This window comes from Psychrosphaera aquimarina (genome assembly GCF_032461525.1).
In the GTDB taxonomy this organism is placed as follows: Bacteria; Pseudomonadota; Gammaproteobacteria; order Enterobacterales; family Alteromonadaceae; genus Psychrosphaera; species Psychrosphaera aquimarina.
Window position 1 is genome coordinate 479413 of the sequence record NZ_JAWCUA010000007.1, and the last position, 26182, is coordinate 505594.

Here is a 26182-nt window from a genome sequence, read left to right on the forward strand (position 1 = left end):
CGTTTTACTTATCTATTTTGTGGTTTAACAGCCAAGTATAAATATCATCACCAGAATAAACCCGCGTCCAAGTATCGTGACCCATATCCTCGTGCACTGTGAATCTCACATCAGGATGACCTAACTGTTCTAACGTATTTAAACCATGATAAAAACGTTCAACCACGACAGCTGAATCTCTACCACCCGCAAATGCCCAAACGGGTAATTTCTGTTGAGCAATTGGTTGCATCAGACTTGGGTGCCCCCAACCAACGACAGGTGCAATAGCCGCAAACAATTGTGGATGTTTGCTAGCCATATACCAAGTGCCCACACCACCATAACTTAAACCAGTCAGATACACTCTATGATTATCAGTACGATAGTGTTGCTTAACATGTGTAAGCATATCTAATAAGTCTGTCTCAACTTGTTCCCACCCCATAGGAAATAAAGGGGCTTGTTCAGTCATATCAACGGCGATGGCCCCGGTGAGCTCTCCGGCAGTAACAAAAGCGGAAGGTCTTTCTGGAACGCCATCAATTAACCGGACTGGGATACTGTCGTCAGTACGTTGGTCGATATAACCAATGCCCATTTTATCAAAGCCGAACATAGGTAACTGCGGCGATATTATAATAAAAGGCAAGTCTTTTTTCTGAATCCAAGCTTCATATAAAGGGCCGTGTTTTAGTACATGCCCCAGTTGTTTTTTACCATCACCTCGTTCACCATTGCCATGTAAAAACAGCATTAAGGGCCACTGTTTGGTTTTGTCCGATGCATAACCTTTAGGTAAATAAACAAAGTAATCACGTTCAATGTTCTCAACGTTACTTTGGTAAGTTATTCGCTGTAACTGAGGTCCTGACACTGTTTGTTGTGCGTTATTGCAGGCCAATAAACACAACGCAGTAACAAGTAATATGACGAAACGGCACATATAGTATTTCCTATTATAATTGCTCAATTATTTTATCTAATCCCAATTTCGATTGAGCAACCGCTTCAACCGGCGACAATCCTTCTGGGTATTCTTCCTGCTCGACGACTAACCACTTTGTGCCACCAACTTTTATATTAGTTTTAATTAGTTCTGCCCAATTGTAATTATCTTTTCCAATTATTGGGGTGACGTTATCGCCCTCTTTTGTTCGAATTTTAAAATGCGTTGTTAACGTTCTCCCTGCATATTTTTGAACGTATTCAATTGGATCTTTGCCTGCATAATTAACCCAACCAATATCTAATTGCAGTAAAACAGATTCTGGCGTGTGTTGGGCAATATAATCCCAATAAGTAGCCCCTTGGTGATCATTAAACTCTTGGTCATGATTGTGAAAACCAATTACTAGACCATAAGGTTTTACTTGTTCCGATAACTTAGTTAATTGTTCAGCCAATTCAATCACTCCGGTTGGATGCCAAGCTCGATCATCCCAAGGCACGATAACAAATTTAACACCTAACTCTCGGTAGAACGTTAATGTGGCATCTAGTTTAGATGCTGATAATTGTTCAAAACCAATATGAGCACCACTGGCAGATAAACCATTTTCAGTTAAAAATTCCTTTAACTGTTTAGGTTTATCCTTAAAAGGGCCAAAGTCACCGGCAAATTCAACCCCGTTAAAACCCATGTTAGCTAATAACTTAATAGTGCCTTTAAAATCAGCCTTAAGCTCTTCTTTAACAGACCAAAGTTGCACACTAATTGGTGGTATATAATTTGAAGCTTTATTCGATAAAAGGTCGCAACCGGACAAAGAGATTAAAATAAATAAGTTAATTAGCCCAAATAGACTCCTCTTTTTAGTGTTGTATTTATTTTTTATATTCATTGCCACTCTTCAATTATTTTTTCAACAAAATTTGATTAATAAAAAGCCAGCGGTGGCTGGCTTATCATATTTTTATATTTAACTTTTTAACGTGTATTAACTCGCCATTTCAGCTTCAATTTGTTCCAACGACTTACCTTTTGTTTCCGGGAATAATCGCACCACTAAAATCAAAGCGATGAAGGCGAACGCACCATAAATCAAAAAGGTAATGGCCGAACCGAGCACTTCTAACTCCCATGGGAATACGAAAGTGACGGTAAAACTGACTATGCTATTGATCACACTGACAAAAGAGATTGCTATACCCCGAACATGATTTGGAAATATTTCGGAAAACATGACCCACATCACCGGACCCAAAGAAAACGCAAATGAAGCGACAAAACCTAAGATACCAAGCAGTATAACCGTAGCGTTCATAGTGGCTGCTAGTTTTAAAATGTCACCTTGGTGCGCACTAAAGGTTTGCTGACCAACTAACTTAACGATCGTTTGTTTAAATTCGACATCAGATTGATACGTTTTCCCCTGCACGTCCATTAACTTGGCTAATGATTGTTCTTTAACGACTAAACTTTCAATATCGTCTGCCGTCAGTTTGTAGGTGGCTTGTGAAAATCCGTAAGCACACAACGCCATGCTTAATGAAACCCCGGCTAATCCTATGGTTAACAAAGGTTTTCGACCTAGTTTGTCAATTAGCATCATTGCCGCAATCGTAAACAATACATTAATAACCCCAACCAAAACCGCTTGGGCAAAGGCTGCATTGGTGCCCACGCCACTTTGTTCAAATATACTTGGGGCATAAAAGAAAATGGCGTTGATACCTGTGATCTGTTGGGCGATGCCAACAATGATCCCTATGGTAATAGCAAACCGAATCTTAGAGTTAAATAGGTATTTTAAGCTTGCCAACAATGAAGTGTCTTTATTTTCTAATGAGCGTTTAATTTGTTCAATGTCTTGTTGATAATCATGCTGTTCATCGTTTTCATTAAGCTGTTTTAAAACAGAAATGGCTTGGGTATCTTGTCCTTTTAATGCCAACCAACGAGGACTACGAGGCACATAAAACAATAAAATAAACCAAGCTAAGGCTGGTACTATTTCTAGGCCTAACATCCAACGCCAGGTATGAGTATCCAGTCCAATACCTGATACCCAACTTGCACTAGATTGACTTAGTTCCAGTACATAATAATTAGCAAAATAAGCGGCTGAAAAACCGATAACAATATTTAATTGGTTGATGGAAACCAATTTACCGCGTTTCTCCGGTTGGCTAATCTCCGCGATGTACATAGGCGCTATCATCAGTGAACAAAATGCTAACCCACCAATAAATCGAGCACTTACTAACATCCAATAACTAGTTGAGAATGCAGAGGCTACGGCAGATAACAAATATAACAATGCGATAACAATAAGTAGATTACGACGACCAAAACGGTCGGCTAAGATACCTGCGGTCACAGTCGCTATTATCGCCCCTAAAGTAGGTGCACTGACGACTAAACCTTGTTCAATGGACGATAAGTCAAACTCTGTCACAATAAAGTTTAGGGTTCCAGAAATAACCGATGCATCGAAGCCAAAGATGAACCCACCTAAAGACACGATAATAGTGTAAATAATTGTTGGAGATATTTTCATTTTTTTGTACTAAGTTACGTCATACTGTCGCTTACTTTACCATGCTATTAATTAATTGAAAGCGCTTACAATAAAAACTATTTTATTAAATTTAAAATAATTATTGATAGAATTTAACTGGATATTTAATCAACTTAAGCAAAAATTCAGTTAATCTTAAGTTTAACAAGTTAGTCTAGTTACCTTGCGTTAAATCTGATTTGGAAAACCATTGAAAGTACTCATTATTGAAGATTCAACGTCACTAAGACGCAGTCTAAAAATAGGCTTATCTAATTTAGGTTTCACTGTAGACGATACAGGTGATGGCTCTGAAGGTTTAACGATGGCGTTAACCGGTGACTATTCGCTGCTAATTTTGGATCTCATGTTGCCTAGCGTGGATGGTACTGCAATTTTAAAAGCCATACGTAAAGCTAAAAAAGATCTTAGGGTTTTAATTTTATCTGCACGAGATCTGATTGAAGATAAAGTCGAAGGGTTACTCAATGGTGCTGACGATTATCTCACCAAACCATTTTCATTTGATGAATTGCATGTACGTTTATTGTGCCTAATGCGACGCGGCAGTTTAAACATCAGCGATAGTAAAATTAACATTGGCGAGTTTAGTTTAGATCTACATTTAAAACAGCTTTATTGTAATAACAAAGACGCCAATTTAACCCCGAACGAATACAAAATTGTAGAATGTTTATTTTCCAATCAAGGCAAAGTAATTTCACCGGAAAAACTGAGTGAATACTTAGCTGGCCAATATGATTCCGTGGCCAAAAACTCATTGGAAGCACATTTATCAAGTGCCAGAAAGAAAGTTCGATTGTTAGGCTGTGATTTACCCATTAAAACCAAACGAGGCTTCGGATATTTCGTCGAATCCAATCAATGAACTCAATTAAACTTAAGCACAGTCGTTATTTAACCCTGTCCATTTCCACCTTATTGGTGATCATCTTATTACTTACGGACATAGGTGTAGATAACTGGATTAGTAATGAGTTTGATAGAGCCATGACCAGCAAGTCTGGTTTTTTGGTTACTTTAGTTGAAGAAGACTTAGATCAAGTAGAGTTTCATTTTGCCGATGAGTTTATGCCCGAATTTTCTGGCAACAATGACCCTGAATATTTTCAATTATGGCGAGATAACCAAGTTTTTGAGCGGTCTAAAACGTTGGAGTTGTTTGAGGAAAATCACTTACCCAAATTAGATGTCGAGTTGAATAAAGCAAAGATCACTAACATTATCCTGCCTGATGGTCGTTCAGGTAGATTGTACTTCACTAAGTTTAAACCACAGATTGACAGTGATGATAGGCAAGTTTTAGGTGGGCTAAAACAAGATTTTATTCATAACCAAAAAATCATGGAGCTGGCCTATGCCATTAGTATCGAAGAGCTGGAGCAAATATTATGGTTTGTCGATATCATCTTTATTTTATCTTCATTAACCGTTGTCTTCGCAGTACGTTTGATAGTTTTTAAAGTGGTTAAAAAAGGGTTGTCACCACTTGAGAAGTTAAATACTAAATTAAAAAGCGTTAACTTAAACTCAAACAACAGCTCAATTTCAACCCATAATTTACCCATTGAATTAACCCCCATTGCTAATGGTATTAACCACTTTTTGAATGAAAATAAAATTCTCTATTCTCGTGAAAAAAGGATCACATCCGATATTGCTCATGAGTTAAAAACCCCGATAGCTGAATTACTCAATTTAACGGAAGTGTCGATTAAATTCCCCCACGAACAACAACTTAATAACGATTATAAAGCTGAAGTGCTTAGTATCTCCCAACGATTAAAAAACATAGTTAATGGCATCCTTCTGTTACAAAAAAGTACCAATGGCGCGCAATTAGCAAAAAAACAAGTCAATATTTCTCAGTTACTTAACCAAATCATTTTAAGAGAAAACATTAATAATCGGGTGATAAAACTTGATGTAAATCCACACATTACTGCACTCACTAACGACATAGCATTAGAAACCATACTGAGTAATTTAATCAGTAATGCCATTTTTTACAGTCCAGAGAATTCGGATATATTCATTGCAAGTGCGCTGACCGATGATGGCAAAATAACACTGATGATTTCAAACATTAGTGTCTATCAATACGATGAAGTTGAGTTACAACATTTCTTTGAACCTCTTTGGCAAAAAGATTCATCCAGAACGTCATCGGATAGATACGGGTTAGGATTAGCCATTGTTAAATCTTATTGTGACAACATTGGCGTAGACGTTTCTGTTGCAATGAAATTAGACAACACACTTACTTTTACTTTAACCATCTAAAATATTAGATCGTTGCCTTTTTATGGCTTAGTTTGAATGGTTTAGTTGAAAACAAACTAAATAGAATAAAAAACACTCACCGCTGAATTGGTTCACCTCACCGTTTTTCCATACGCTGGTTTTTCCTAGCATAGTAATATTTCTGCCGTAAGCGCTACAAAACAAATCTAATAATTTTAATAGCTTAAGGATAATTTAATGAATAACAAAACCTTATCAAGGTTCGTTAGCTTGTTTTTCTTGCTGCTGCTCGCTGGATTTACCCAAGCCGCAGAACCAAAAAAACAAGATAAAAGAGCTGAACATATCCGCTCTCATTACGCTAAATACGAATACCAGATCCCAATGCGTGATGGGGTAAAACTTTTCACCTCAGTTTACATTCCTTATGACAAATCAACTAAATACCCAATGATGATGCAACGTACACCATACCGAGTTGCACCGTATGGTGTTGATAAATATAAAACCAAGTTAGGTCCAAGTGAGAGCTTTGAGAAAGAAGGTTTTATATTTGTTTTCCAAGATGTTCGCGGTAAGTTCATGTCGGAAGGCGAATACGTCAATATGCGCCCACAAGACGCCAATGACAAAGGTGGAAATGCAACGGATGATGCTACAGATACTTACGACACGATTGATTGGTTAGTTAAAAACATACCAAATAACAATGGCAAAGTAGGTATGTGGGGAACCTCTTACCCTGGTTATTACACTTCGGTAGCCGCGATTAATAGCCACAAAGCACTTAAAGCTATTTCACCGCAAGCACCAATTGCGGATTGGTTCTTTGATGACTTTCATCGTAATGGTGCTTTCTCTACACCAATGGCGTTCATTTTCTTTGATACTTTTGATAAGCAACGAAATGGCCAATTTGCTCATTGGCCAAAAGGCATGGATTCAACCACTCCTGATGGATATGACTTTTTCCGTAACTTAGGTCCTTTATCCAACGTAAACAAAAATTACTTTAAAGGCGAACGCCCTTTCTGGAATGAATTAACGGAACACCCAAACTATGACGAGTATTGGCAAAAACGAGATTTGTTACAACATCTTGATAACGTAAAGCCGGCTACGTTAGTTGTTGGCGGTTGGTATGATACTGAAGACTTATATGGGCCGTTAGCCACTTACCAAACCATGTCTAAAGGCAATAAAAAAGATAATGTTCATATCATTATGGGTCCTTGGTATCACGGTCAATGGAACCGTGGCAATGGCGATAAAATGGGTGAAGCTAACTTAGGGTTCGACACAAGTGAGTGGTTCCAAAAACGTATTTTACTGCCATTTTTCAAGAAAAATTTAAAAGATGAAAAAGCAGACGCTTTAGCCAAGGCGACCATATTTGAAACTGGTGCAAATCGCTGGCGTGAGTTTGACACTTGGCCACCAAGACAAGGTAAAGATGTTACTTTATATATGGGTAACAATGAAAAATTGATCACGCAAAAAGACCAAAAAGGTGGTTATAGCGATTACATCAGTGATCCTAAAAAGCCGGTTCCTCATTCAGCACATACAAGTCGAGGTTGGGATAAACCTTACATGGCGGAAGATCAACGTTTTACAGCAAGACGTACCGACGTACTAGTGTTTAATGGTGATGTAGCTGAACAAGATATGACTATTGCAGGAGCAATCGATTTGAACCTTTGGGTATCTACAAGCCAAAGTGCTGCCGATTTTGTCGTTAAACTTGTTGATGTCTTCCCTGGTGTAGATGAAACCAATAACAAGGTAGATAAAGCTACTGGCAATCGTCATGAATTAGTACGTTGGGGTATTATCCGTGGACGTTTTAGAAACGACATGAGCAAACCTGAGCCATTTGAACCAAACAAACCAACACTGGTTAAGTTTGAATTACTTGATGTATTGCACACGATTAAACGTGGACATAAATTACAAATTCAAGTTCAAAGTAGCATGTTCCCGTTTATGGATATGAACCCACAAAAATACGTGGATAATATCTTCAAAGCTAAAGCGGAAGATTACGTAAAAGCAGAACATAAGCTTTATCACAGCGAAAAATACCCAAGCTCAATCGAGTTTAAAGTTATTGACCGTTAAAACACAATTATAACGAGTTAGTTAATATAAAATCCCTGCATTGTATGCGGGGGTTTTTGTTTCTACTCGTTAATTATTTACCGCAAGTCCTTTAACTTAGTGCTTTTACCTAAGCCGTTATAAAACATCAGTTAACATTAAGCGGTTCTTAAGTTTCGCTATTTAACATAACCACACATAAATATAGGTGTTGTTATGAATTCTAAAACTATCTCGTCTTCCGAAATAATCATTAACGTTATTAAACATTTGACCCTTACCAGCAATCAGTTATTACTCTTGGTGTCTGCATATATCACACTGATCCTTAATCTGCCTTTTTTAACCAAGTCAATGAGTGCCATCACGTCATTGGAAGACTATAACCTTCTATTCTTACTTACTTTTCCCGCTTTTTTGTTTGGGTTAACCGTTATCCTTCAAAGTTTATTTTCATTTAAATGGTTACTGAAACCCACCTTAATCATTACCGTATTGTTATCTGCATTAATGTTTTACGCCACGTTAACCTATGGCGTTGTTTTTGATTACGGCATGGTACAAAACGCCGTAGAAACTGATTCGGCAGAGTTATTTTCCTATTTTAACTTGTACGCGGTGATCTTTTTTACTGTTTTTGGGGTTATCCCAGCCATGTTTATCTATCTTGTAAACGTCACTTATTCGCCTTTGTTTAAACAAATAATAAATCGAGTTAAGTTAATCGTAGTTACTTTAATCTTAACCGTATGTATCGGTGGCGTGTTTTATTCAAATTACGCAGCTGTTGGGCGAAATAACAAAGACTTAATAAGCTATATTACGCCGTATAAATTTGTCGACTCAGCGTACAAATATGTTCGTAATCATTATTTTTACCCTCCATTAAAATTCAAATTATTAGACACAGCGCCTCAAATTGTTAAAGCCAATAACAACAAAAAAGTAACCGTATTTGTTTTAGGTGAAACCGCACGAGCACAAAGCTTTTCACTTAATGGTTATCAAAAACAAACCAACCGCTACACTCCAAAACAAGGAGTGATCTCATTTAATAATATGGCCTCATGTGGAACGGCTACGGCGATATCCGTCCCTTGCATGTTTTCAAGGTTAGATAAAAAAGAGTACAACAAACGCATTGCGACCGCTCAACAAAATGTCATTGATATTGTTCACTTAGCTGGGGCTGATGTATTGTGGGTAAGTAATAATAATGGCAGCTGTAAAGCCGTATGTACCAGGGTTAAAACTGAAAAAATTGCGACCGATAAGGGAAATCCATTTTGTGACGGTGAGTATTGTTTTGATGAAGTCCTGTTGCAACCATTACGAAAGAAGTTAACCAATCTTTCGAGTGATAACACACTCATCGTATTGCACATGATTGGTTCCCATGGCCCTACTTATTTTAAACGTTACCCCAGCGACAAAAGGATCTTCACACCTGATTGTCAACGTAGCGATATTCAAAATTGCACTGAGCAAGAGTTAATCAACTCTTATGATAATACCATAGCTTATACAGACTATGTGCTCGCACAGGTAATCTCAGAGTTAGCTGAATTATCTAATAAGCAAAACGTCACGACTTCCATGTTGTATGTTTCCGATCACGGTGAGTCATTAGGAGAAAGTGGCGTTTATCTGCATGGATTACCGTATGCGTTTGCCCCACAGGAACAAACTCATGTACCTATGATTTTTTGGACAAACACAGAACAAAATGAGCTCAATTTACATTGCTTAGAATCTGTTTCGTCTAATGTGATGAGCCATGACAATGTGTTTGATGTACTGCTCAATATCACTTCAGTTCAAACTAAAAGCTATCACCGTACTAATGACCCATTTTACAATTGTAAATCCGTGGTTATTGCAAGACGGTCTTCCTTAAATAACAATCAAGAGGTAACAAATTAATGTTCGACAATGAAAATAAGCCTAAGGGGATCAAACGTATTTACCTTGCTAGCCTTAACTCTACTCGGGCATTTAAATGGCTATTAAAAAACGAGTCGGCTTTTAGACAAGAGCTTTTATTGTTTGTTCTATGCATCCCTTTAACATTTTATTTTGACGTAAGTCCATTTGAACGCACTATGTTGATCTTATCTATTGTATTTATTATGTTTACAGAGGTGATCAATACGGCAATAGAAGCAGTTGTGGACCGGATAAGTTTAGACATACACCCATTGTCTGGGTTAGCCAAAGATTTAGGATCCGCTGCGGTATTGATAAGTATTGTTATTGCGTCCTGCATATGGACTGTCATATTATTTAGCTGACTCTATAATGACAAAAACGACCTAACAGGCATTACTCTGTAGGTCGTTTTTTTTGTTTATAGTCTCTTAAGCGGCATGGGCAGCTTGATAAATAGAACTGAATGTATTTTCTAGGTTTAAGTTAATGTTTAACTTCAACTTTCTGGCGATATCACTGGAGGAAATAACCCCACGTATATGATGACTTGAGCGGTCTAATACCAGACAATGACGCAGTTTATAGTTATCTAAAGCCAATAGAACATCGGCCACGGATGAAGCTTTTAACTCATCGTAATCAAATGCGTGCAGACGATATTTTGGTATCATTAAATCCTTTACTAAAACGTCTTTACGACTATTACTTTTAGAAACTTGTGCCAAAATTTTCTGCTCTGTTAACTCATTAGTACTAATTATTCCCAAAAAGTCATCGTTATCTGACACCACTATTTTCATTCTGACATGAGTCTTTAACATTAATTTTAATGCATCTTCTGCGGATGTATCGCTTTCAACCATTAATGCTTCATGTTTTTTAAAGTCAGTAAATATGGTCGTTGCAGGTGATTTTAGATCAGTAATATCAAACTGTTCAGGGGAAACAACATTGTCAGTTACATCTAAGTTAAATAATTGTAATTTTTTCATTTTGACCTCTAATTCATAATCTAAATGAACAAAACGATTCATAACCACTTATTGGGTTTATAAGCGCTAACTGAGCCTTACTTTAAGGGCTGTCGTTGTGTTCAATCCGCCCTTGGTTAATGACCAAAAGCAAAGTGTTTATTGTTAAAACGGATAGGTTGATTTATGAAAAATAGGTAGGTGGTGCTCTTGAATAGGTGTTTGTGTAGCGTAATTGCGAATGGAAAGGTTGTTGATAATGTAACGTACTTTGTTTAAAACTGGCTAAAATCCAATTAAACTTATGGTGCAATAAAGCGGATGGATTCTCTAAGTCTAATTCTGGATTTGCTAACTCATCCAGCGTGATCATGTTAATTTCAGTGAAACTTAAATCATGCCCGCTATTAGACGCAATTTCTGTTGCAGAAATTGTGCTTAATAAAACGCTAACAATAAATAAAAGTTTAAATAACACCAGTTAACACCTAAAGTATCGCTCTAGTGATAATATTGTGGATAGTGAAGATATATTCAAGCTCAATGTAAAAATATATATTGGTATCAACAGCAAACAGTAAATATTTAATAACAGTTCAGCCATCATAACCGTTAAAGAGTTAAATTATGACCGCATTACAAACCATCATTTTGTTAACGTTGTTAGCTGGGTTAGCGATACCTTTGGGTGCTGTCATAGCAAATCAAGCTTCATTTAAAAGCATTCTCTTTGCTAACGAGCTCCAACATTTTATCGTTGCCTTTGGTGGTGGAGCATTACTGTCCGCGGTGGCGTTAGTATTAGTTCCTGAAGGCAGTCATCATTTATCATTACTCGCCAGTGCACTTTGTTTTAGCTTAGGCGCATTGGTGTTTATGGGATTAGATATTCTACAAGCAAAATTAAAAACATCAGCCAGCCAGTTATTGGCGATGTTGGCCGATTTTATTCCTGAGTCCTTAGCTTTAGGGGCAACTTTTAGTATCAATCCTCAAATGGCAATCTTGCTGGCGGTATTAATAGCGTTACAGAATATTCCTGAAGGTTTTAATGCCTTTGTTGAATTGAAAAAATCCAGCCCCTACTCCTCATGTAAAATCATAGTGATCTTCTTATTATTTTCTTTGTTAGGTCCGTTAAGTGGAGTAACTGGATACTTATGGTTGGTGGACTCTCCAGAGTTACTGTCAGTCATTATGCTGTTTGCATCAGGGGGGATTTTATATACGGTGTTTCAAGATATAGCACCACAAGTGCCTTTAAAAAATCATTATTTTCCACCAATGGGGGCGGTATGTGGTTTTTTATTAGGGATGTTAGGTTACATGATGACGATGTGATCAAGATCAAATACTATCGCACTCGGTTCCGTCCTGTTTGTTTAGCCTGATACAAGGCAGTATCTGCCACATTAACCATTTCTTCCCAGTTACCTGCCATTTTCGTGCATAACCCTATACTTACAGTGAGTACCTTTAGCTCACTGGCTAAATGTTCGATGGCTGCTATTTCAATTGCCGCTCTTATTCGTTCTGCACTTTCTTTAGCACCGTGTTCATCCGTATCACTCATTATGATTAATACTTCTTCACCGCCATAGCGGTATACTCGGTCCGACTCACGACTTACTTTATTAATGATGTTTGCGATTGATAATAAAGCGACATCACCACTTTGATGACCGTACATATCGTTATAACGTTTGAAAAAATCGACATCAACCATAGCTATGGAATACTTGGACTTATTTCGTTTAGCTTGTGCAGCTGTGTATTTAAGGTCAATCTCCATCGCGTGTCGACTGCCAATTTTCATTAAGCTGTCTTCTAATGCTAATGACTTAAGTTTTTTATTGGTGATCTTTAAATCTTTATCTAATTCCATTAATTTGATGTAAGCATCTAACAATTCACTTTGAGTAACAATTCCAACCAAACGGTCGTCATCGTCAATTACGGGTAAACTTCTTAGCTGTTTCACCTTTGCTGTGACAAACGCGTCATAAATAGGTGTATCTTGATGTAAACAAAATGGTTGTTTATTCATAATCTCTGACACTATGACTTCACGAGGCGCGTTGGAAGGTTCACCTTGAAATGCGGCCTGACAAACCAACATAACTTCACGTTCGTTAATAATGCCTTGCAAAGTATTACCAGTACCAATTAACCCACATGAATGTTGATTGGCAATCATATCGTCGAGAAGTTGTTTAACACTTGAGTCTGGTGTGCCGTTTAATTTGGCCGAGACCATGATGGATTTAATGTTCATAAAATATGTTTTTCTGGAATTGTCCACAACTGATTACCTTCCAATTAAAACTAACACTAATTTGATGTTAGGTGTAATTGAAATACTAAAAAGGCGCAAAATTTGCGCCTTTTTTATTTCAAATCAATCTTAATTTAACCTAATTACATATTTGGGTAGTTTGGACCACCACCGCCTTCTGGCGTTACCCAAGTAATATTTTGAGCAGGGTCTTTAATATCACACGTCTTACAATGGATGCAGTTTTGTGAGTTAATTTGGAATTGGTTTTCACCCGCTTCACTTTTCACAAACTCATACACACCAGCCGGGCAATAACGCTGAGCGGGTTCATCAAATTTATCTAAATTAACCGTTAACGGTATTTGTGGATCCGTTAATTTTAAGTGAACAGGTTGTTCTTCTTCATGGTTAGTATTTGATAAAAAGACCGACGATAAACGATCAAAACTTAACTTACCATCCGGCTTCTTGTACTCAGTTTTTTCACATTCTGAAGCCAATTTCATGTTCGCATGGTCAGGAGTGTTGTCTTTAAAATTAAACGGCAATTTCCCACCAAACCAATTTTGGTCAAGCGTATTATATGCCCCCCCAGAAATACACCGAGCTTGTGCATGACAGGGCCAAAATTACGGCTGGATTTTAATTCATCATATAACCAGCTTTGCTCAAATGTGTCTTGCAGTTGAGTAAGGTCTGACTGGCCTTGGTCACCGGCTTTTAACGCATCAAAAATAACTTCAGCGGTTAACATGCCAGACTTCATTGCAGCATGATTACCTTTGATCTTGGCGTAATTTAAAGTGCCAGCATTACAACCAACTAAAAAACCACCAGGCATAGACATTTTAGGTAACGAATTTAAGCCACCTTTGGCAATAGCTCTGGCACCGTAGGCAATTCGTTTCGCACCGGTTAAATGTTTTGCAAACACTGGATGATGTTTCATACGTTGAAACTCTTCGAATGGGCTCACATGTGGATTGCTGTAATTAAGATCTATGATCAAACCACACACAATTTGATTACCTTCTGCGTGATACAAATACCCACCACCACTTAATTCACCAGTGAGTGGCCAACCCGCAGAGTGGATAACTAATCCTTCTTGGTGTTGTTCCGCTGGAACGTCCCAAATTTCTTTAAAACCTAAACCATAATGTTGTGGAGATTTATCCGCATCTAACTGGTATTTCGCAATCAGTTCTTTGCCTAAGTGACCACGGCAACCTTCGGCAAAAATAGTGTATTTTGCTCTTAATTCCATACCCGGCATAAATGAATCTTTAGGATTCCCCTCTTCATCTAAGCCCATGTCACCTGTTTGTATACCAACTACATTATCTTGTTCATCGTACAAAACGTGTGACGCTGCAAAACCTGGGAATATCTCAACCCCCATAGATTCAGCTTGTTCCGCTAACCAACGACATACATTGCCCATTGAAACAATATAATTACCATCATTGTGCATTGTTTTTGGGAAGGCAAAACTTGGGACTTTAGAAGATGCAAGATCACCGCGTAGGTAATAAATTTCATCGTGGCTAACTTGAGTAGTTAACGGAGCGCCTTTCTCTTTCCAATCTGGTATTAGTTCATTTAATGCTTTTGGGTCTAGTACCGCACCTGACAATACATGAGCGCCAACTTCAGAGCCTTTCTCTACCACGCAGACCATCAACTCTTCTTCGCTTTCTTGCGCTTTTTGCATCAATCGAATTGCCGCTGATAAACCAGCAGGCCCGGCCCCTACAATTACGACATCAAAGTCCATTGATTCTCTTTCAATTTCAGACACTCTGACTCCCCTTAAATTTTATTATTATGTAATTATTATTGCGCCATTCTACTTAGCTAACTTTAGTACAACAACTAAGTTTGAAAATAATTGTTTAACCGACTGTTGCCACAAATTGACACTGTGTTTGAGGACAGAGTCAGCAATTAGCTGCATTTCTAGCTCTTTGGTTAATTGGTGGATATATTTTGCACCTATGTTGCCCGATGCCCCTTTAAAGCTGTGTAACAATTCTAACCGTGCTGTCGGGTCAAGGTGTTCAAAGTCATCTAACAACACACTTAACCTAGCATAGTAGGACAAATGGAATTTATTTAATATAGCCAATACCGCATCGACAGACTGATTAACTTGGTTATATAAATACTGAACATCAACTTGATTCTGTAATTGCTTACTCAACACAATCAACTCAGGCTGTGTAAACGCCAGTATTGTTTCAATCAGTTTGGTTTTATCAATGGGCTTGGTTAAGTGTTGATTAATACCAGCTTGTAATGACTTCTCTATATCCAACTTGGAAGAATGCGCAGACATGGCAATAATTGGGAGTTCACAAAATTCATCCATCAAACGAATTCGGTTCGTTAGCGACAATCCATCCATCACTGGCATTTGAATGTCTGTCACAATCAAATCAAATGGTTGCTTTTCAAGTTCTAACAAAGCTTCCTGACCATTAAAGCAGGTTGTGAATGTCGCACCTTCTGATTCGAAAATAAGTTCTAATACTTTCTGATTTAAATCGTTATCTTCCACAATTAAAATATGTTTACCCAGTAATCTGGCTGCATTAGTGTGATGATAATTGGGGTAAATGATTTGCTGTTGGTGCAAGTTAAATAACATTGTTTGAATGTTTACAGGTGCAATAAGCAATGGCAGATGCGGGATACGAGATAAACTACTGCTTGGTTGTAAAGTGAAAGTGATAGGTTGTAACCGGATCACACCAGACTGAATTTTGTCGATTACGGGTTGAGGAATATGCTCAATTAACTCTAAACGGCATAACAATATTGTTTGCTCGTTGTGCAATTCTATGTCGTTTTGCTGTTGTAAGTTTATTGCTTTTGCGTCAACCCCTATAGTGTTTAGTTTACCTTGTATTAACTTTTCTATTTCAGCCTCGGTTTCCCAATAAACTAACTTATGATCTATCTGTTCTAGTCTTGGTTGCTCTTCAACGCTGCCAAATTCAAAGACTAAAGTGAAACGTGTTCCTACCCCAGGTTCACTTTCTAGGGTAATTTCACCACCTAATAACCGAACTAATTGATACGCTATGGTTAACCCTAATCCAGTACCACCATATTCACGAGTGACCGAACTATCGGCTTGTGAAAAGGCTTCAAATACCGACTGTCGATCAGATTCTTCAATCCCAATCCCGGTATCTACAACCTCAAATTTAACTTTCTGCTTATTGATGTCCACTTTTTCCATCAAAACAGCTGAAACCGTTACACTTCCTTGCTGGGTGAATTTCACCGAATTACCAATCAAGTTAGTAAAAACCTGAGTTAATTTAACTTCATCACTAATGAAAAACTGTGGAAAGTGCATTGGTAGGTTGATGTCTAATAGCAGACCTTTTTTCATTGCTTTAGGCAAACTATTTGCAAAAGCATTGTCCAATACATCATTAATATTAAAGACACTCAGTTCCGTTTTTATCTTATTCGCATTGGCCTTAGAAAAATCCAAAATATTATTTATTACGGCCAATAAACTTTTTGCCGAATGTTCTGCAATGCCAATAAAACTTTTTTGGCTCGGGTCTGTGTTGATGCCGTCCAATAACTCCAGCATACCAATGATGGAGTTCATTGGCGTTCGTATTTCGTGACTAATGTTAGCAATGAATTCACCTTTAACTACATTGGCTTTCTCGGCCGCGGTAACTGCTTTTTGTAATTCATTAACATTATGATGTTGCTGTGTAATATCATTGCCTAACCCTAATACACCTAACACTGTATTTTGATTATTAATAATAGGTGAAAACAACCAGCGTATAAGAACGGCCTCGCCCATTGAATTTCGAGTCCACCGCTTTCTCACCATAGATTGTTTTTTAGCAATGACTTCTTGTTCAAATTCCTCAATCCAAACGGCGCGACTTAATTCAAAAATCTCTCTTGAGGTTTTATGCACTATGTTTTGTTCGCTCATACCAATAAAGGTTTCATAGGCACTGTTACATCCAAGGTATTTGCTGTCTAAGCTTTTATAAAACAACATATCTGGGATGGTATTCATCATGGCTCGATTAAGCGCCAAATTTCTATCTTTGGTGCTGGTTTGTTCAAGTAGTTGTTGTGTTCTCGCATTAACTTTAGCGTCTAAATCATGCGCTCTGTTGGTTAAGGTTTTTAATAATTCTTTATTTTGCCTATATGTTTGGTTAAGTAAAGAAAACCAAACTTCCCAACCTTTTGCCGGGGTATTTTTACTTTCTGTTCTTTTAAAATGCAATCCTTCGATACTATGGATCAGTTTAGAAACCGGCATCGCTAACAACCAAATGATTAGCGCTGCAAATACAATAATGACAAAAGTAGAGGTTAGAAATAGCGTTTGGGCAAATGTCTTAGCTCCTTTAAATGCGGCTAATTCAAGCTCGTTAGTCGTATCAACAAGTAACAACCTAAAGATGTCGTCTCCTAAACTAAACTGCTCATAAATGACGGAATGGTAACCATCTACTTCTTTTACGCTTGGCGTATCTAATTTACTTATTTCTTCATTTAATTGCTTGATTATATTGTTATAAGGCGAAGGGAATACTTTTTTTACATGTAATAATGAATTCGTGTTGTGTTCAGGTTCAATGGCAATATTGGTTGTTAATAAATAGCTACTCATCGGATCCCAAATCACGAATTTGTTATTGATGTTGGCAGGAAATGACAAAAGTTTACTGTCGAGTTCAGCGATTAAAAAGTATTTTTCTTCCCCTTGTTTATACACAGGATAAATCAAAAAGTTTGTTAATTGGTTTGCTGATTTTATAACCGGAATGTTAAATAATGACTTACTGTCAAAATCAATATAAACACCATGTCTGATCAACCAAACAAAGATCTCTGATGGGGCATTACCCTCAGCTTCTAGAATATATTCAAAATCAAATTTACCAGATTGCTTAATCAAGTAACTACTATTGATATGTTGATTGCTGTTCAAATTCCGAAGATGTGTGTGAATCGTTTGGAAGTGCCATCCTAATTCAGTATCTCTTTTGCGACTCACCTTATGTCTAAATTTTTGCCCCCAACTAAATGCAAAAACATCTCCCAATGGCTTGATTTCTTCAGTATGGGGAGATTGTAAAAGAGTCGTTATTGAGTTAGCACTGGTGAAGATTATCTCGTTCAAAAACGATAACTTTGCTGAAATGGTTTGTATTACATGCTCTTGATGTGCAAAGTGTTGTTTTATTAGTTCCACTTTATCGGAGTTGTACTTTTGCATAGCAAAATAAATACTCATAACCGCGAGTAATGACAGGGTAATAAAGAAAGCAACAATCAACCTTCTGGCTATAAAAATATTCAATGTTATTCCATTAAAGTGAAAAAATAATTAAGCCAAAAAACACATGGCTTTTGAAGTTCGGAGTTAATTGATAAAACTAACATAGCAATCAAAACAATCAATACTGTTACACACTTACTTGTTGATTAGGCTTTTCTAATTAGGTTGCAGAACCTTAAGTCAAAGCTATAATGAAACTCCAAATCAACAAAAGGCTACTCTTATTTTTAATCTTCCTTTATTCCTCATCTTGTTGTTCACATTATCGATGCCGTTAGTCGCAAAAACTAAAAATATCGACGTTATAGTTATAGATTACCCTTCGTTTATGACAACACAGAAAAGTGACACTGAATTATCTCTAAAGTTACTCACAGAAAACAAGTTGAGCTTGGACATTCAATGGCAACCACATTTTTTGCCATCAGGCCAAGCTTACGGCGTGCTTTCGAGTGGACAATGGTGTGCAAGTTTACATCAACCCTCAAGATATATTGATTATATTAAATATTCGCTCACGAATACTAACGTAAAACTAGGATTAATACGTAAAAAGCAAATCAATCCGTTTACATGGAATGATTTCTACGACTTTTCAGGCGAAGCAGTGGCATTATTGCGCTCGAATGCTGATGCAAAACTCATGAAACAATTTAAGTTAGCCAATATAACAGTGCATCTTGTTGATACAAATGATGCTGTCATTTCTATGGTGAACTCGGGGCATGTTGACTTTGGCATTATTGATAACATTAGCTACCAAAAATCTGAAAAAAACCACAACTGCAATTCACAACCAATCCAATGTTACAAACCGAAACCGTGGTGTTTTTAAATACAAAATGTAAAGATTTAGACTTTTTAATAACTAAAATTAAAAGCGCTTAATATGTTGGGTAAATAATCTATCACTTGTTTAATTAACAATGAGAAAAACTCATAAACAATATTTATGAGTTTTTCAGTTCAACGATATTATGGATACTTATAAATTTTCCTCTGCGAATTGGGCTAAACGACTTCTTACGACCCCTTTTAAGTTCACAGTTGCACTGCCTTCAAAGCTCTTAAACCGTTCAACGATATAAGTTAACCCCGAGGTTACTGCCGTTAGGTAATTACTATCTATTTGAGCTAAATTGCCTGAGCAGATGAGCTTAGTCCCTTCCCCACAACGGGTGATGATGGTCTTTAATTGTGAAGCGGTTAAGTTCTGACATTCGTCTAACAATACCACCGCATTTTGAATACTACGGCCACGCATAAAGTTGACACTCTTAAACTGAATGTTGGCTTTTTCCATAATATAACCAAGACTAGAGCTCGGATTTTCATCGTTTTTATGCAGTACTTCTAATGAGTCCGTAATCGCAGCTAACCATGGAGCCATTTTTTCTTCTTCCGTACCTGGTAAAAAACCAATAGATTCTGCTATTTCAGGGGTATTACGAGTAACAAGTACTTTGTCGTAAATGCCCTGTTCTACCACCATTTCTAACGCAGCGGCTAAGGCTAAAAGCGTTTTACCACATCCGGCGGGACCGGTTAAGATCACCAATTCAATATTAGGGTCCAGCAGCGCATTTAATGCCATGCCTTGATATATATTTTTGGGTCTAATGCCCCAAGCTTGCCTAGCTAACAAACGTTGTCGTCCAAGGTCGAGTAATTCCACATGGTCGTTATCTTTGTTAATAACACGAGCGGCAAAGTCTGATGTTTCATCAAGTAAATATTCATTTATAAATGTTCGTTCTAAACTTTTTGCAGTGAGCGAATGTATGGTATCTCTGCCATCGGTTTTACTTTCTACCGCCGTCATATTTTGCCAAAACTCTCCCGGAAACTCTTCATAACCTTTAGTTAAAAAGCTAATGTCGTCGATTAATTGATCCGTTGTATAATCTTCAACATGTTTTAATCCTGCACCTTTTGCTTTTAAGCGCATATTAATGTCTTTGGTTACCAAGACAACCGTAACATCCGGCTCGTCTTTCTGACTGTATTTTTTTTGTAAATACAAAGCCGCATTGATAATACGATTGTCATTTTCACCGCCAGGTAAACCGGACACCTCAGCATTAATATGATGGTCGTTTAAAATGATTAAGTGGCCCGTTACTGTGCTGTCTTTTAAATCACCTCTATTAAGTGGTACACCTTCAATCATCAATTCTGGTGGCACATCTTGTAATGTATTTTCTAAGGAGCGAATGGCCACTCGGGCATCACGGGAAACATCTTTATTTCGGTCTTTTATATGATCTAACTCTTCCAAAACCGTCATTGGAATTAGTACATCATGTTCTTGGAAGTTAAAAAATGCGTGGGGGTCGTGTAACAATATGTTGGTATCTAAAACAAATAACTTTTTTTCAGCGCTGCTTTTTTGTTGTTTTTGCATAGGTCGCCCTTTAATTGAATATCCATGTACACTTTAAATGTAGTAAAAAAATATGAATGTTTGATGAAATTTATTCATTTAATGCACAATTAACGCGCTGAGCAAACTTTCTAAAATATCCTATTATTAATGTCGTTAGCTTTCTCGATGTTTTATTAATTAAATACTGTAATTGTGCGCTAAGGCAAGTACAATACGCGCCCTAAAAACTATGTAATCTGGGCATTCTAGGAGTTTCATTAATGAATTTTGCAATTGGTCAAAGATGGGTAAGTCAAGCCGAAAACGATTTAGGCTTAGGAACAATTATTCAAGTAGATACACGTTTTGTTCAAGTCCTCTTTCCTGCTGCAGATGAAACTAGAAACTACGCCAGTGAACAAGCACCTTTAATGCGAGTAGAATTTGCGCCTGGTGAAACCTTATCATCACTTGAAGATTTTAAGTTTGTAGTTGAACACGTAGAAGAAATGCAAAACACCTTAATATACAAAGGTAAACGTGTAGACAATGGTGAAGAAGTATCCGTCAAAGAGATCATGTTAGACCACCACATTAAACTGCATACCCCAGAAGCACGTTTATACACAGGTAATTTTGACCGCAGTAATTGGTTTTCATTGCGTATGGAAGCCCACCAACATAAAGCCGCCCTAGAGTCTTCACATTTACAAGGTTTACAAGGCGCACGCGTTAGTTTAATTCCACATCAGTTATATATTGCAGACACGGTTGGCCAACGCTTTTCACCAAGAGTGTTATTAGCCGATGAAGTTGGTTTAGGTAAAACCATTGAAGCAGGTTTAATTATCCACCAACAGCTAATTAGTGGCCGTTCGCAACGTGTATTATTAATCTTACCAGAAAGCCTTCAGCATCAGTGGTTAGTTGAGATGTTACGTCGCTTTAATTTACGTTTCTCTATTTTTGACGATCAACGTTGTGAAGCTGAAATGGAAACGGCTGGTGAAGATGCAGTTTCCCCTTTTGATAGTGAACAATTGATTTTAATTAGCCAAGAATGGTTATCCCGTGACGATAAGTGGCAAAAAGCTCTGTTACAAAGTGAATGGGACTTAGTTGTAGTAGATGAAGCGCATCACATTACCCCAGAAAATGAATCTGCATTGGCAAAACAAACTGAGCTAAATCAGTTATATAAACATGTACAGCAAATTGGCGAACAAACAAAAGGGTTAATCTTATTAACCGCAACCCCAGATCAACTAGGCCACTTTGGTCATTTCTCACGGTTACAATTATTAGACCCAAACCGTTTCCATGATTATGAGAAGTTTAAACAAGAAGAAACTCATTATCAGCAAATTGCTGAAATCGCGAATGTATTAGTGTCTCAAAAGTCGTTTTCAGATGCACAATACAAAGTGTTATCTCAGTTATTAAATGACTCTACGAGCATAGAAACGCTCGATAAGTACCAATCAAACAAGGACAAAGCTGAGTTAGCTCAACGTCTAATTTCTGATCTTTTAGACCGTCACGGTACTGGACGGATCATGTTCAGAAATAGCCGACAAGGCATTAAAGGATTCCCAGAACGTAAAGTAACACCTTACCCACTTAACGCACCTGAAGGTTACCCTAATCAAGCTAGCTTTATGGGATTACAACCTGAAACTCAACATGACAGTGGGGTCACTGAAAACAACGCTTGGTGGAACTTAGACCCAAGAGTGCAATGGTTATGCAATTTCTTATTAGAAAATAAAGGTGAAAAAGTATTAGTTATTTGTGCACACGCACAAACGGCAATGAAAATTGATGACACCTTATTTGAAAGAGAAGGTTTACGTTCAACTATTTTTCATGAAGGCATGAGCATAGTAGAACGCGACAAAGCGGCCGCTTATTTTGCGGATGAAGAAAACAGTGCTCAAGCGTTAATCTGTTCTGAAATTGGTTCAGAAGGCCGTAACTTCCAGTTTGCTCATCACCTAGTATTATTCGACTTACCAGCAAACCCAGACTTGTTAGAGCAACGTATAGGTCGTTTAGACCGTATTGGTCAAACCGAGACGGTAAAAATTCATGTGCCATATTTAGTGAATAGTGCACAAGAAAACTTATTTAATTGGTTCCATAATAGCTTTAATGCATTTGAACAAACCTCAACAACAGCCCGCATTGTGGCAGAAGAATTTAAACAACAAATATCCGAAGTATTGTTGAATGTGTCAGAACAGAGCGCGCAAGAAGCGTTAATTCAAACATGTCAAACTCGTAACTTAGAGCTAAAACAAGATGTTGAAAACGGGCGAGATAGATTATTAGAATTAAACTCAAGTGGCGGCGATAAAGCCAAACAGATCTGTGAACAAATTGACGAAATGGATGATTCTACAGAATTGATGAATTATATCGGTCGAGTTTGGGATCAGTTTGGTGTTCAGCAAGAAGAAAAATCTACTTTCAGTACCATATTGCACCCAGGTGAACATATGTTAAATGACCATTTTCCAAGTTTACTTGAAGATGGCATGACGGTTTGTTTTGACCGTGAAACGGCATTATCACAAGAAGATCAGCACTTTATGAGTTGGGAACATCCAATGGTCACTGGTGTATTAGACATGCTTACGTCTGGTGAACTCGGCAACAGTTCTGTTTGTTTGTTACCACACAAACAATTACCACCGGGTACGTTTTTAGTGGAAGCCAGTTACGTGTTAACCACAAGTGCACCAAAATCATTACAACTTCATCGCTTTTTACCAAATACGGTTATCCGTTTAATGCTTGATAAAAACGGCAATAATTTAGCGGATAAAGTTAAACAAGGTTCATTAGATAAGATGTTAAAAAATGCTAAAAAACAAATGGCATTACAACTGATCAAGGCGTTAAAAGACGAAGTAAGTGTTCTGATAGAAAAAAGTGAAGCTATGGCTGCCACACATGCAGCACAAATTAAGCTGGAAGCAAAAGATAAAATGTTAACTAACCGTCAGCAAGAGTTAAATCGTTTAACCGCGTTGCAAAAAGTTAATCCTGCAATTCGAGATGAAGAAATTAACTATCTGCAACAACAGATTGATAACTCAGTTAAAGAAATTGAAATGTCGCAAGTTAGTTTAGATGCCATACGATTAATCGTTGTTACACAAGGATAAAAACTGTGGCACTGCTGGAATATAATCCACCAACCGATCCATATTTAGATATTTTGTATCAAGATGAGCACATTCTCGCCTTGAATAAACCCAGTGGATTATTGTCCGTCCCTGGCAAGCATAAAGAACATTTTGATTCTTTGATGTTACGAGTTCAGGCAGTATGGCCAAATGCAGGGATTGTTCACCGTCTGGATATGATGACATCTGGTATTATCGTTATGTCGATGAACAAAGATGCACTTAGGTTTTTAAATCGACAGTTTGCTGACCGTGCGACTGATAAGTTCTACATTGCAGTGGTTGCCGGGCATATGGAAAATGATACTGGCAGTATAGATTTACCGTTAATTTGTGATTGGCCAAATCGGCCTAAACAAATGGTGTGTTATGAAAATGGCAAACCATCCTTGACCCACTATCAGGTAATAGAAAGAGGAGTAAGTAGTAACTATAATTGGACCCGAGTAAAATTAATTCCCATTACAGGTCGAAGTCACCAGTTGCGTGTGCATTTAAAAGCATTGGGACACCCCATATTAGGCGATCGTTTGTATGCTCCAGAAGCTATCATTCAACAAGCAGATAGATTGCAATTACACGCACAAAGATTAGAAATAAAGCACCCGCATACGGAGCAAGTGATGGTGTTTGAAAAAGAATGTGAATTTTAACGTTAGCTTCCAACATTAAAATTCATCTCACACACATTGAGAAACCAATTGAATATTCAGCAATGGCGTTTATCTGGCGCCTATTTCACATTTAATAATCAACAGATTTTTTATAAAGACACATTACAAACTGACTCAAACAAAAACAAACAAACCTTGCTATTAATTCATGGTTTTCCAACATCAAGCTGGGATTGGATGAAAATATGGCCAGAGTTAAATAAGTCGTATCGTTTGATAACTTTAGACTTATTGGGTTTTGGCTTTAGTGATAAACCTTATAAAAAGTATAGTATTTTTGAACAGGCTGATATTTGCCAAGCATTATTAACTAAGTTAAATGTGAGCCATTATCACATCATAGCCCACGATTATGGCGACACGGTTGCCCAAGAATTACTAGCCAGAGACGCAGCTGGCGAACAGATTCAAAGTTGTAATTTAACCAATGGCGGCTTATTCCCAGAAACGCATCATTCGTTACCAATTCAAACGTTGTTGATCAGCCCTTTAGGTTTTTTATTTCCATTATTTTATTCAAAATTTAAGTTAAAACAAAACTTAGACAATATATGTTTTATACCATTGAGTGAGAGTGAAATCTCCGCTAATTGGCAACTAATTTGCCATAACAAAGGAAAGCGGATCATCCATAAAATAATTCGTTATATGCGAGAACGAATTCACAATAGAACACGTTGGGTTAACGCTTTGATAAACACTGAAGTGCCTTTGCACCTTATTAACGGTGTACTTGACCCTATCAGCGGTGAGCACATGGTTGTACGGTATGAGGAACTAATTCCTAACCCTAACGTGACTCGGTTACACCAAGTTGGTCATTATCCACATGTCGAGAGCCCGAGTAAGTTTGCTAAGGTATGCATACGATTTATTGAAAATCATTCTAATCCGGCTTTATAAACAGCAAAGCCCACTTTCGTGGGCTTTTTCATTTAACTCAGCACATCTTAGTTAATATTTAAATCCAGCGGTTATACCAAAATCACTGTCGATATCACCGGTTAACGCCATAGTGGTGTATAAACCTAAAATAAAGTTGTCAAAATATATGCTGGCACCAAAACGAGTAAACAACCCACCTTCGACTTCTAGGTCTTCTTCATAACAATCACTGCAGTTATCAATACCTCGAGTTGCATCAACGACTAAATTAAGACCAGCTTGCGCATAAAACATACTCTTGTTGCCATTAACAAACCAAGCTTTACCAAATGCGCCACCAATTGATGAGGCTGATGCTGAAGATTTAGCCGTATCATAAGAGCCAGAGTTTCCTAAACCGGTACCAATTACATCTTGGCTAAAGCCAAAATTATCATCAAACTCGACAATATTAATTAAAATACTTGAGTACCAGTCTTGTTCTAAATAATCAAATGACATACCAAAGGTAAATGCACTGCTGTCAATTCCTTGTGTAGCTAATTCAGAGTTTATAGCCGTGTTGCCAAAATTAAAGTTGATAGCCCAACCTTGTGGTTTAACTAAAATGGGTAGCACATCCGTTTCTTCAGCGCTGACAGTAAACGACGTTACAAACAATGTTAAAACGAGTATAAATTTCATTTTTATCCTAATGAAGG

The 26182-nt window shown here is 37.4% G+C and carries 19 protein-coding genes and 1 pseudogene; 10 read left to right on the forward strand and 10 right to left on the reverse strand.

Features of this window, described 5'->3' with window-relative positions; all coding sequences use genetic code 11:
- Nucleotides 1-4: 4 nt before the first annotated feature.
- The 3 genes from RT723_RS08730 to RT723_RS08740 form a co-directional block, all read right to left on the reverse strand.
- Entirely contained in the window at nt 5-925 is a 921-nt protein-coding gene (locus tag RT723_RS08730) for a carboxylesterase family protein (protein ID WP_315946692.1), read from the reverse strand.
- A gap of 13 nt (nt 926-938) precedes the next feature.
- Nucleotides 939-1823 carry a sugar phosphate isomerase/epimerase family protein gene (locus tag RT723_RS08735; protein WP_315946693.1) on the reverse strand — a complete coding sequence of 295 codons (885 nt, stop codon included), beginning with the start codon at nt 1821-1823 and terminating at the stop codon, nt 939-941.
- Nucleotides 1824-1919: 96 nt separating this feature from the next.
- Nucleotides 1920-3482 carry a sugar porter family MFS transporter gene (locus tag RT723_RS08740; protein WP_315946694.1) on the reverse strand — a complete coding sequence of 521 codons (1563 nt, stop codon included), beginning with the start codon at nt 3480-3482 and terminating at the stop codon, nt 1920-1922.
- A 211-nt stretch (nt 3483-3693) separates the two neighbouring features.
- On the opposite strand from RT723_RS08740, the gene RT723_RS08745 reads away from it, so the two are divergent.
- The 5 genes from RT723_RS08745 (at nt 3694) to RT723_RS08765 (ending at nt 10138) form a co-directional block, all read left to right on the forward strand.
- A complete protein-coding gene (locus RT723_RS08745; RefSeq protein WP_216054275.1) occupies nt 3694-4371 on the forward strand; it encodes a response regulator transcription factor in 678 nt (225 codons plus the stop codon).
- Nucleotides 4368-5786 carry a sensor histidine kinase gene (locus RT723_RS08750; RefSeq protein WP_315946695.1) on the forward strand — a complete coding sequence of 473 codons (1419 nt, stop codon included), beginning with the start codon at nt 4368-4370 and terminating at the stop codon, nt 5784-5786. Before RT723_RS08745 ends, RT723_RS08750 begins: the two co-directional genes overlap by 4 nt.
- A gap of 198 nt (nt 5787-5984) precedes the next feature.
- The gene (locus RT723_RS08755) at nt 5985-7868 is read left to right on the forward strand and encodes a CocE/NonD family hydrolase (protein ID WP_315946696.1); all 1884 of its coding nucleotides are present in this window, start codon (nt 5985-5987) and stop codon (nt 7866-7868) included.
- 195 nt (nt 7869-8063) lie between these two features.
- On the forward strand, nt 8064-9770 hold the full coding sequence (locus tag RT723_RS08760) for a phosphoethanolamine transferase (protein WP_315946697.1): 1707 nt from the start codon (nt 8064-8066) through the stop codon (nt 9768-9770).
- On the forward strand, nt 9770-10138 hold the full coding sequence (locus tag RT723_RS08765; RefSeq protein ID WP_315946698.1) for a diacylglycerol kinase: 369 nt from the start codon (nt 9770-9772) through the stop codon (nt 10136-10138). The genes RT723_RS08760 and RT723_RS08765 overlap by 1 nt, the downstream gene beginning before the upstream one ends.
- Nucleotides 10139-10204: 66 nt before the next feature.
- Here the strand turns inward: RT723_RS08765 and RT723_RS08770 are convergent, their stop codons facing one another.
- Nucleotides 10205-10768 (reverse strand): CBS domain-containing protein, encoded by a 564-nt coding sequence (locus tag RT723_RS08770; protein WP_216054280.1) that lies wholly within the window; start codon nt 10766-10768, stop codon nt 10205-10207.
- A gap of 163 nt (nt 10769-10931) precedes the next feature.
- The gene (locus RT723_RS08775) at nt 10932-11225 is read right to left on the reverse strand and encodes a hypothetical protein (protein WP_315946699.1); all 294 of its coding nucleotides are present in this window, start codon (nt 11223-11225) and stop codon (nt 10932-10934) included.
- Between the two features lie 149 nt (nt 11226-11374).
- Between RT723_RS08775 and RT723_RS08780 the strand changes: the two genes are divergently transcribed.
- Entirely contained in the window at nt 11375-12088 is a 714-nt protein-coding gene (locus RT723_RS08780; RefSeq protein ID WP_315946700.1) for a ZIP family metal transporter, read from the forward strand.
- Between the two features lie 13 nt (nt 12089-12101).
- Here the strand turns inward: RT723_RS08780 and RT723_RS08785 are convergent, their stop codons facing one another.
- The 3 genes and pseudogenes from RT723_RS08785 to RT723_RS08795 all read right to left on the reverse strand — a co-directional run bounded on the left by RT723_RS08785 (nt 12102) and on the right by RT723_RS08795 (nt 18387).
- Nucleotides 12102-13049 (reverse strand): diguanylate cyclase, encoded by a 948-nt coding sequence (locus RT723_RS08785; protein WP_315946701.1) that lies wholly within the window; start codon nt 13047-13049, stop codon nt 12102-12104.
- Between the two features lie 116 nt (nt 13050-13165).
- A pseudogene (locus tag RT723_RS08790) lies at nt 13166-14802 on the reverse strand (electron transfer flavoprotein-ubiquinone oxidoreductase).
- A gap of 72 nt (nt 14803-14874) precedes the next feature.
- Nucleotides 14875-18387 (reverse strand): hybrid sensor histidine kinase/response regulator, encoded by a 3513-nt coding sequence (locus RT723_RS08795; RefSeq protein WP_315946702.1) that lies wholly within the window; start codon nt 18385-18387, stop codon nt 14875-14877.
- 307 nt (nt 18388-18694) lie between these two features.
- Between RT723_RS08795 and RT723_RS08800 the strand changes: the two genes are divergently transcribed.
- A complete protein-coding gene (locus RT723_RS08800; protein ID WP_315946703.1) occupies nt 18695-19201 on the forward strand; it encodes a type 2 periplasmic-binding domain-containing protein in 507 nt (168 codons plus the stop codon).
- Nucleotides 19202-19351: 150 nt separating this feature from the next.
- Here RT723_RS08800 and RT723_RS08805 read toward each other — a convergent pair whose 3' ends face one another.
- On the reverse strand, nt 19352-20770 hold the full coding sequence (locus RT723_RS08805) for a PhoH family protein (protein WP_315946704.1): 1419 nt from the start codon (nt 20768-20770) through the stop codon (nt 19352-19354).
- A 242-nt stretch (nt 20771-21012) separates the two neighbouring features.
- Between RT723_RS08805 and rapA the strand changes: the two genes are divergently transcribed.
- From rapA to RT723_RS08820, 3 genes are read left to right on the forward strand one after another with little or no spacing between them, the layout of a single operon-like run.
- The gene (rapA, locus tag RT723_RS08810) at nt 21013-23901 is read left to right on the forward strand and encodes an RNA polymerase-associated protein RapA (protein ID WP_315946705.1); all 2889 of its coding nucleotides are present in this window, start codon (nt 21013-21015) and stop codon (nt 23899-23901) included.
- A gap of 5 nt (nt 23902-23906) precedes the next feature.
- Nucleotides 23907-24575, forward strand: coding sequence for a bifunctional tRNA pseudouridine(32) synthase/23S rRNA pseudouridine(746) synthase RluA (rluA, locus tag RT723_RS08815; protein WP_315946706.1), 669 nt, complete (start codon nt 23907-23909; stop codon nt 24573-24575).
- 48 nt (nt 24576-24623) lie between these two features.
- Entirely contained in the window at nt 24624-25499 is an 876-nt protein-coding gene (locus RT723_RS08820) for an alpha/beta fold hydrolase (protein WP_315946707.1), read from the forward strand.
- 51 nt (nt 25500-25550) lie between these two features.
- On the opposite strand, the gene RT723_RS08825 is transcribed toward RT723_RS08820, so the two are convergent.
- Nucleotides 25551-26165 (reverse strand): hypothetical protein, encoded by a 615-nt coding sequence (locus RT723_RS08825; RefSeq protein ID WP_315946708.1) that lies wholly within the window; start codon nt 26163-26165, stop codon nt 25551-25553.
- Nucleotides 26166-26182: the final 17 nt, after the last annotated feature.

Excerpts from the sequence above, each read along its gene's own strand:
- RT723_RS08765 (WP_315946698.1), top strand. The coding sequence starts at position 9,770 with ATGTTCGACAATGAAAATAAGCCTAAGGGGATCAAACGTATTTACCTT.
- RT723_RS08780 (WP_315946700.1), top strand. The coding sequence starts at position 11,375 with ATGACCGCATTACAAACCATCATTTTGTTAACGTTGTTAGCTGGGTTA.
- RT723_RS08800 (WP_315946703.1), top strand. The coding sequence starts at position 18,695 with ATGACAACACAGAAAAGTGACACTGAATTATCTCTAAAGTTACTCACA.
- RT723_RS08805 (WP_315946704.1), bottom strand. The coding sequence starts at position 20,770 with ATGCAAAAACAACAAAAAAGCAGCGCTGAAAAAAAGTTATTTGTTTTA.
- RT723_RS08750 (WP_315946695.1), top strand. The coding sequence starts at position 4,368 with ATGAACTCAATTAAACTTAAGCACAGTCGTTATTTAACCCTGTCCATT.
- RT723_RS08760 (WP_315946697.1), top strand. The coding sequence starts at position 8,064 with ATGAATTCTAAAACTATCTCGTCTTCCGAAATAATCATTAACGTTATT.
- RT723_RS08730 (WP_315946692.1), bottom strand. The coding sequence starts at position 925 with ATGTGCCGTTTCGTCATATTACTTGTTACTGCGTTGTGTTTATTGGCC.
- RT723_RS08825 (WP_315946708.1), bottom strand. The coding sequence starts at position 26,165 with ATGAAATTTATACTCGTTTTAACATTGTTTGTAACGTCGTTTACTGTC.
- RT723_RS08755 (WP_315946696.1), top strand. The coding sequence starts at position 5,985 with ATGAATAACAAAACCTTATCAAGGTTCGTTAGCTTGTTTTTCTTGCTG.
- RT723_RS08740 (WP_315946694.1), bottom strand. The coding sequence starts at position 3,482 with ATGAAAATATCTCCAACAATTATTTACACTATTATCGTGTCTTTAGGT.
- RT723_RS08735 (WP_315946693.1), bottom strand. The coding sequence starts at position 1,823 with ATGAATATAAAAAATAAATACAACACTAAAAAGAGGAGTCTATTTGGG.
- RT723_RS08770 (WP_216054280.1), bottom strand. The coding sequence starts at position 10,768 with ATGAAAAAATTACAATTATTTAACTTAGATGTAACTGACAATGTTGTT.
- rapA (WP_315946705.1), top strand. The coding sequence starts at position 21,013 with ATGAATTTTGCAATTGGTCAAAGATGGGTAAGTCAAGCCGAAAACGAT.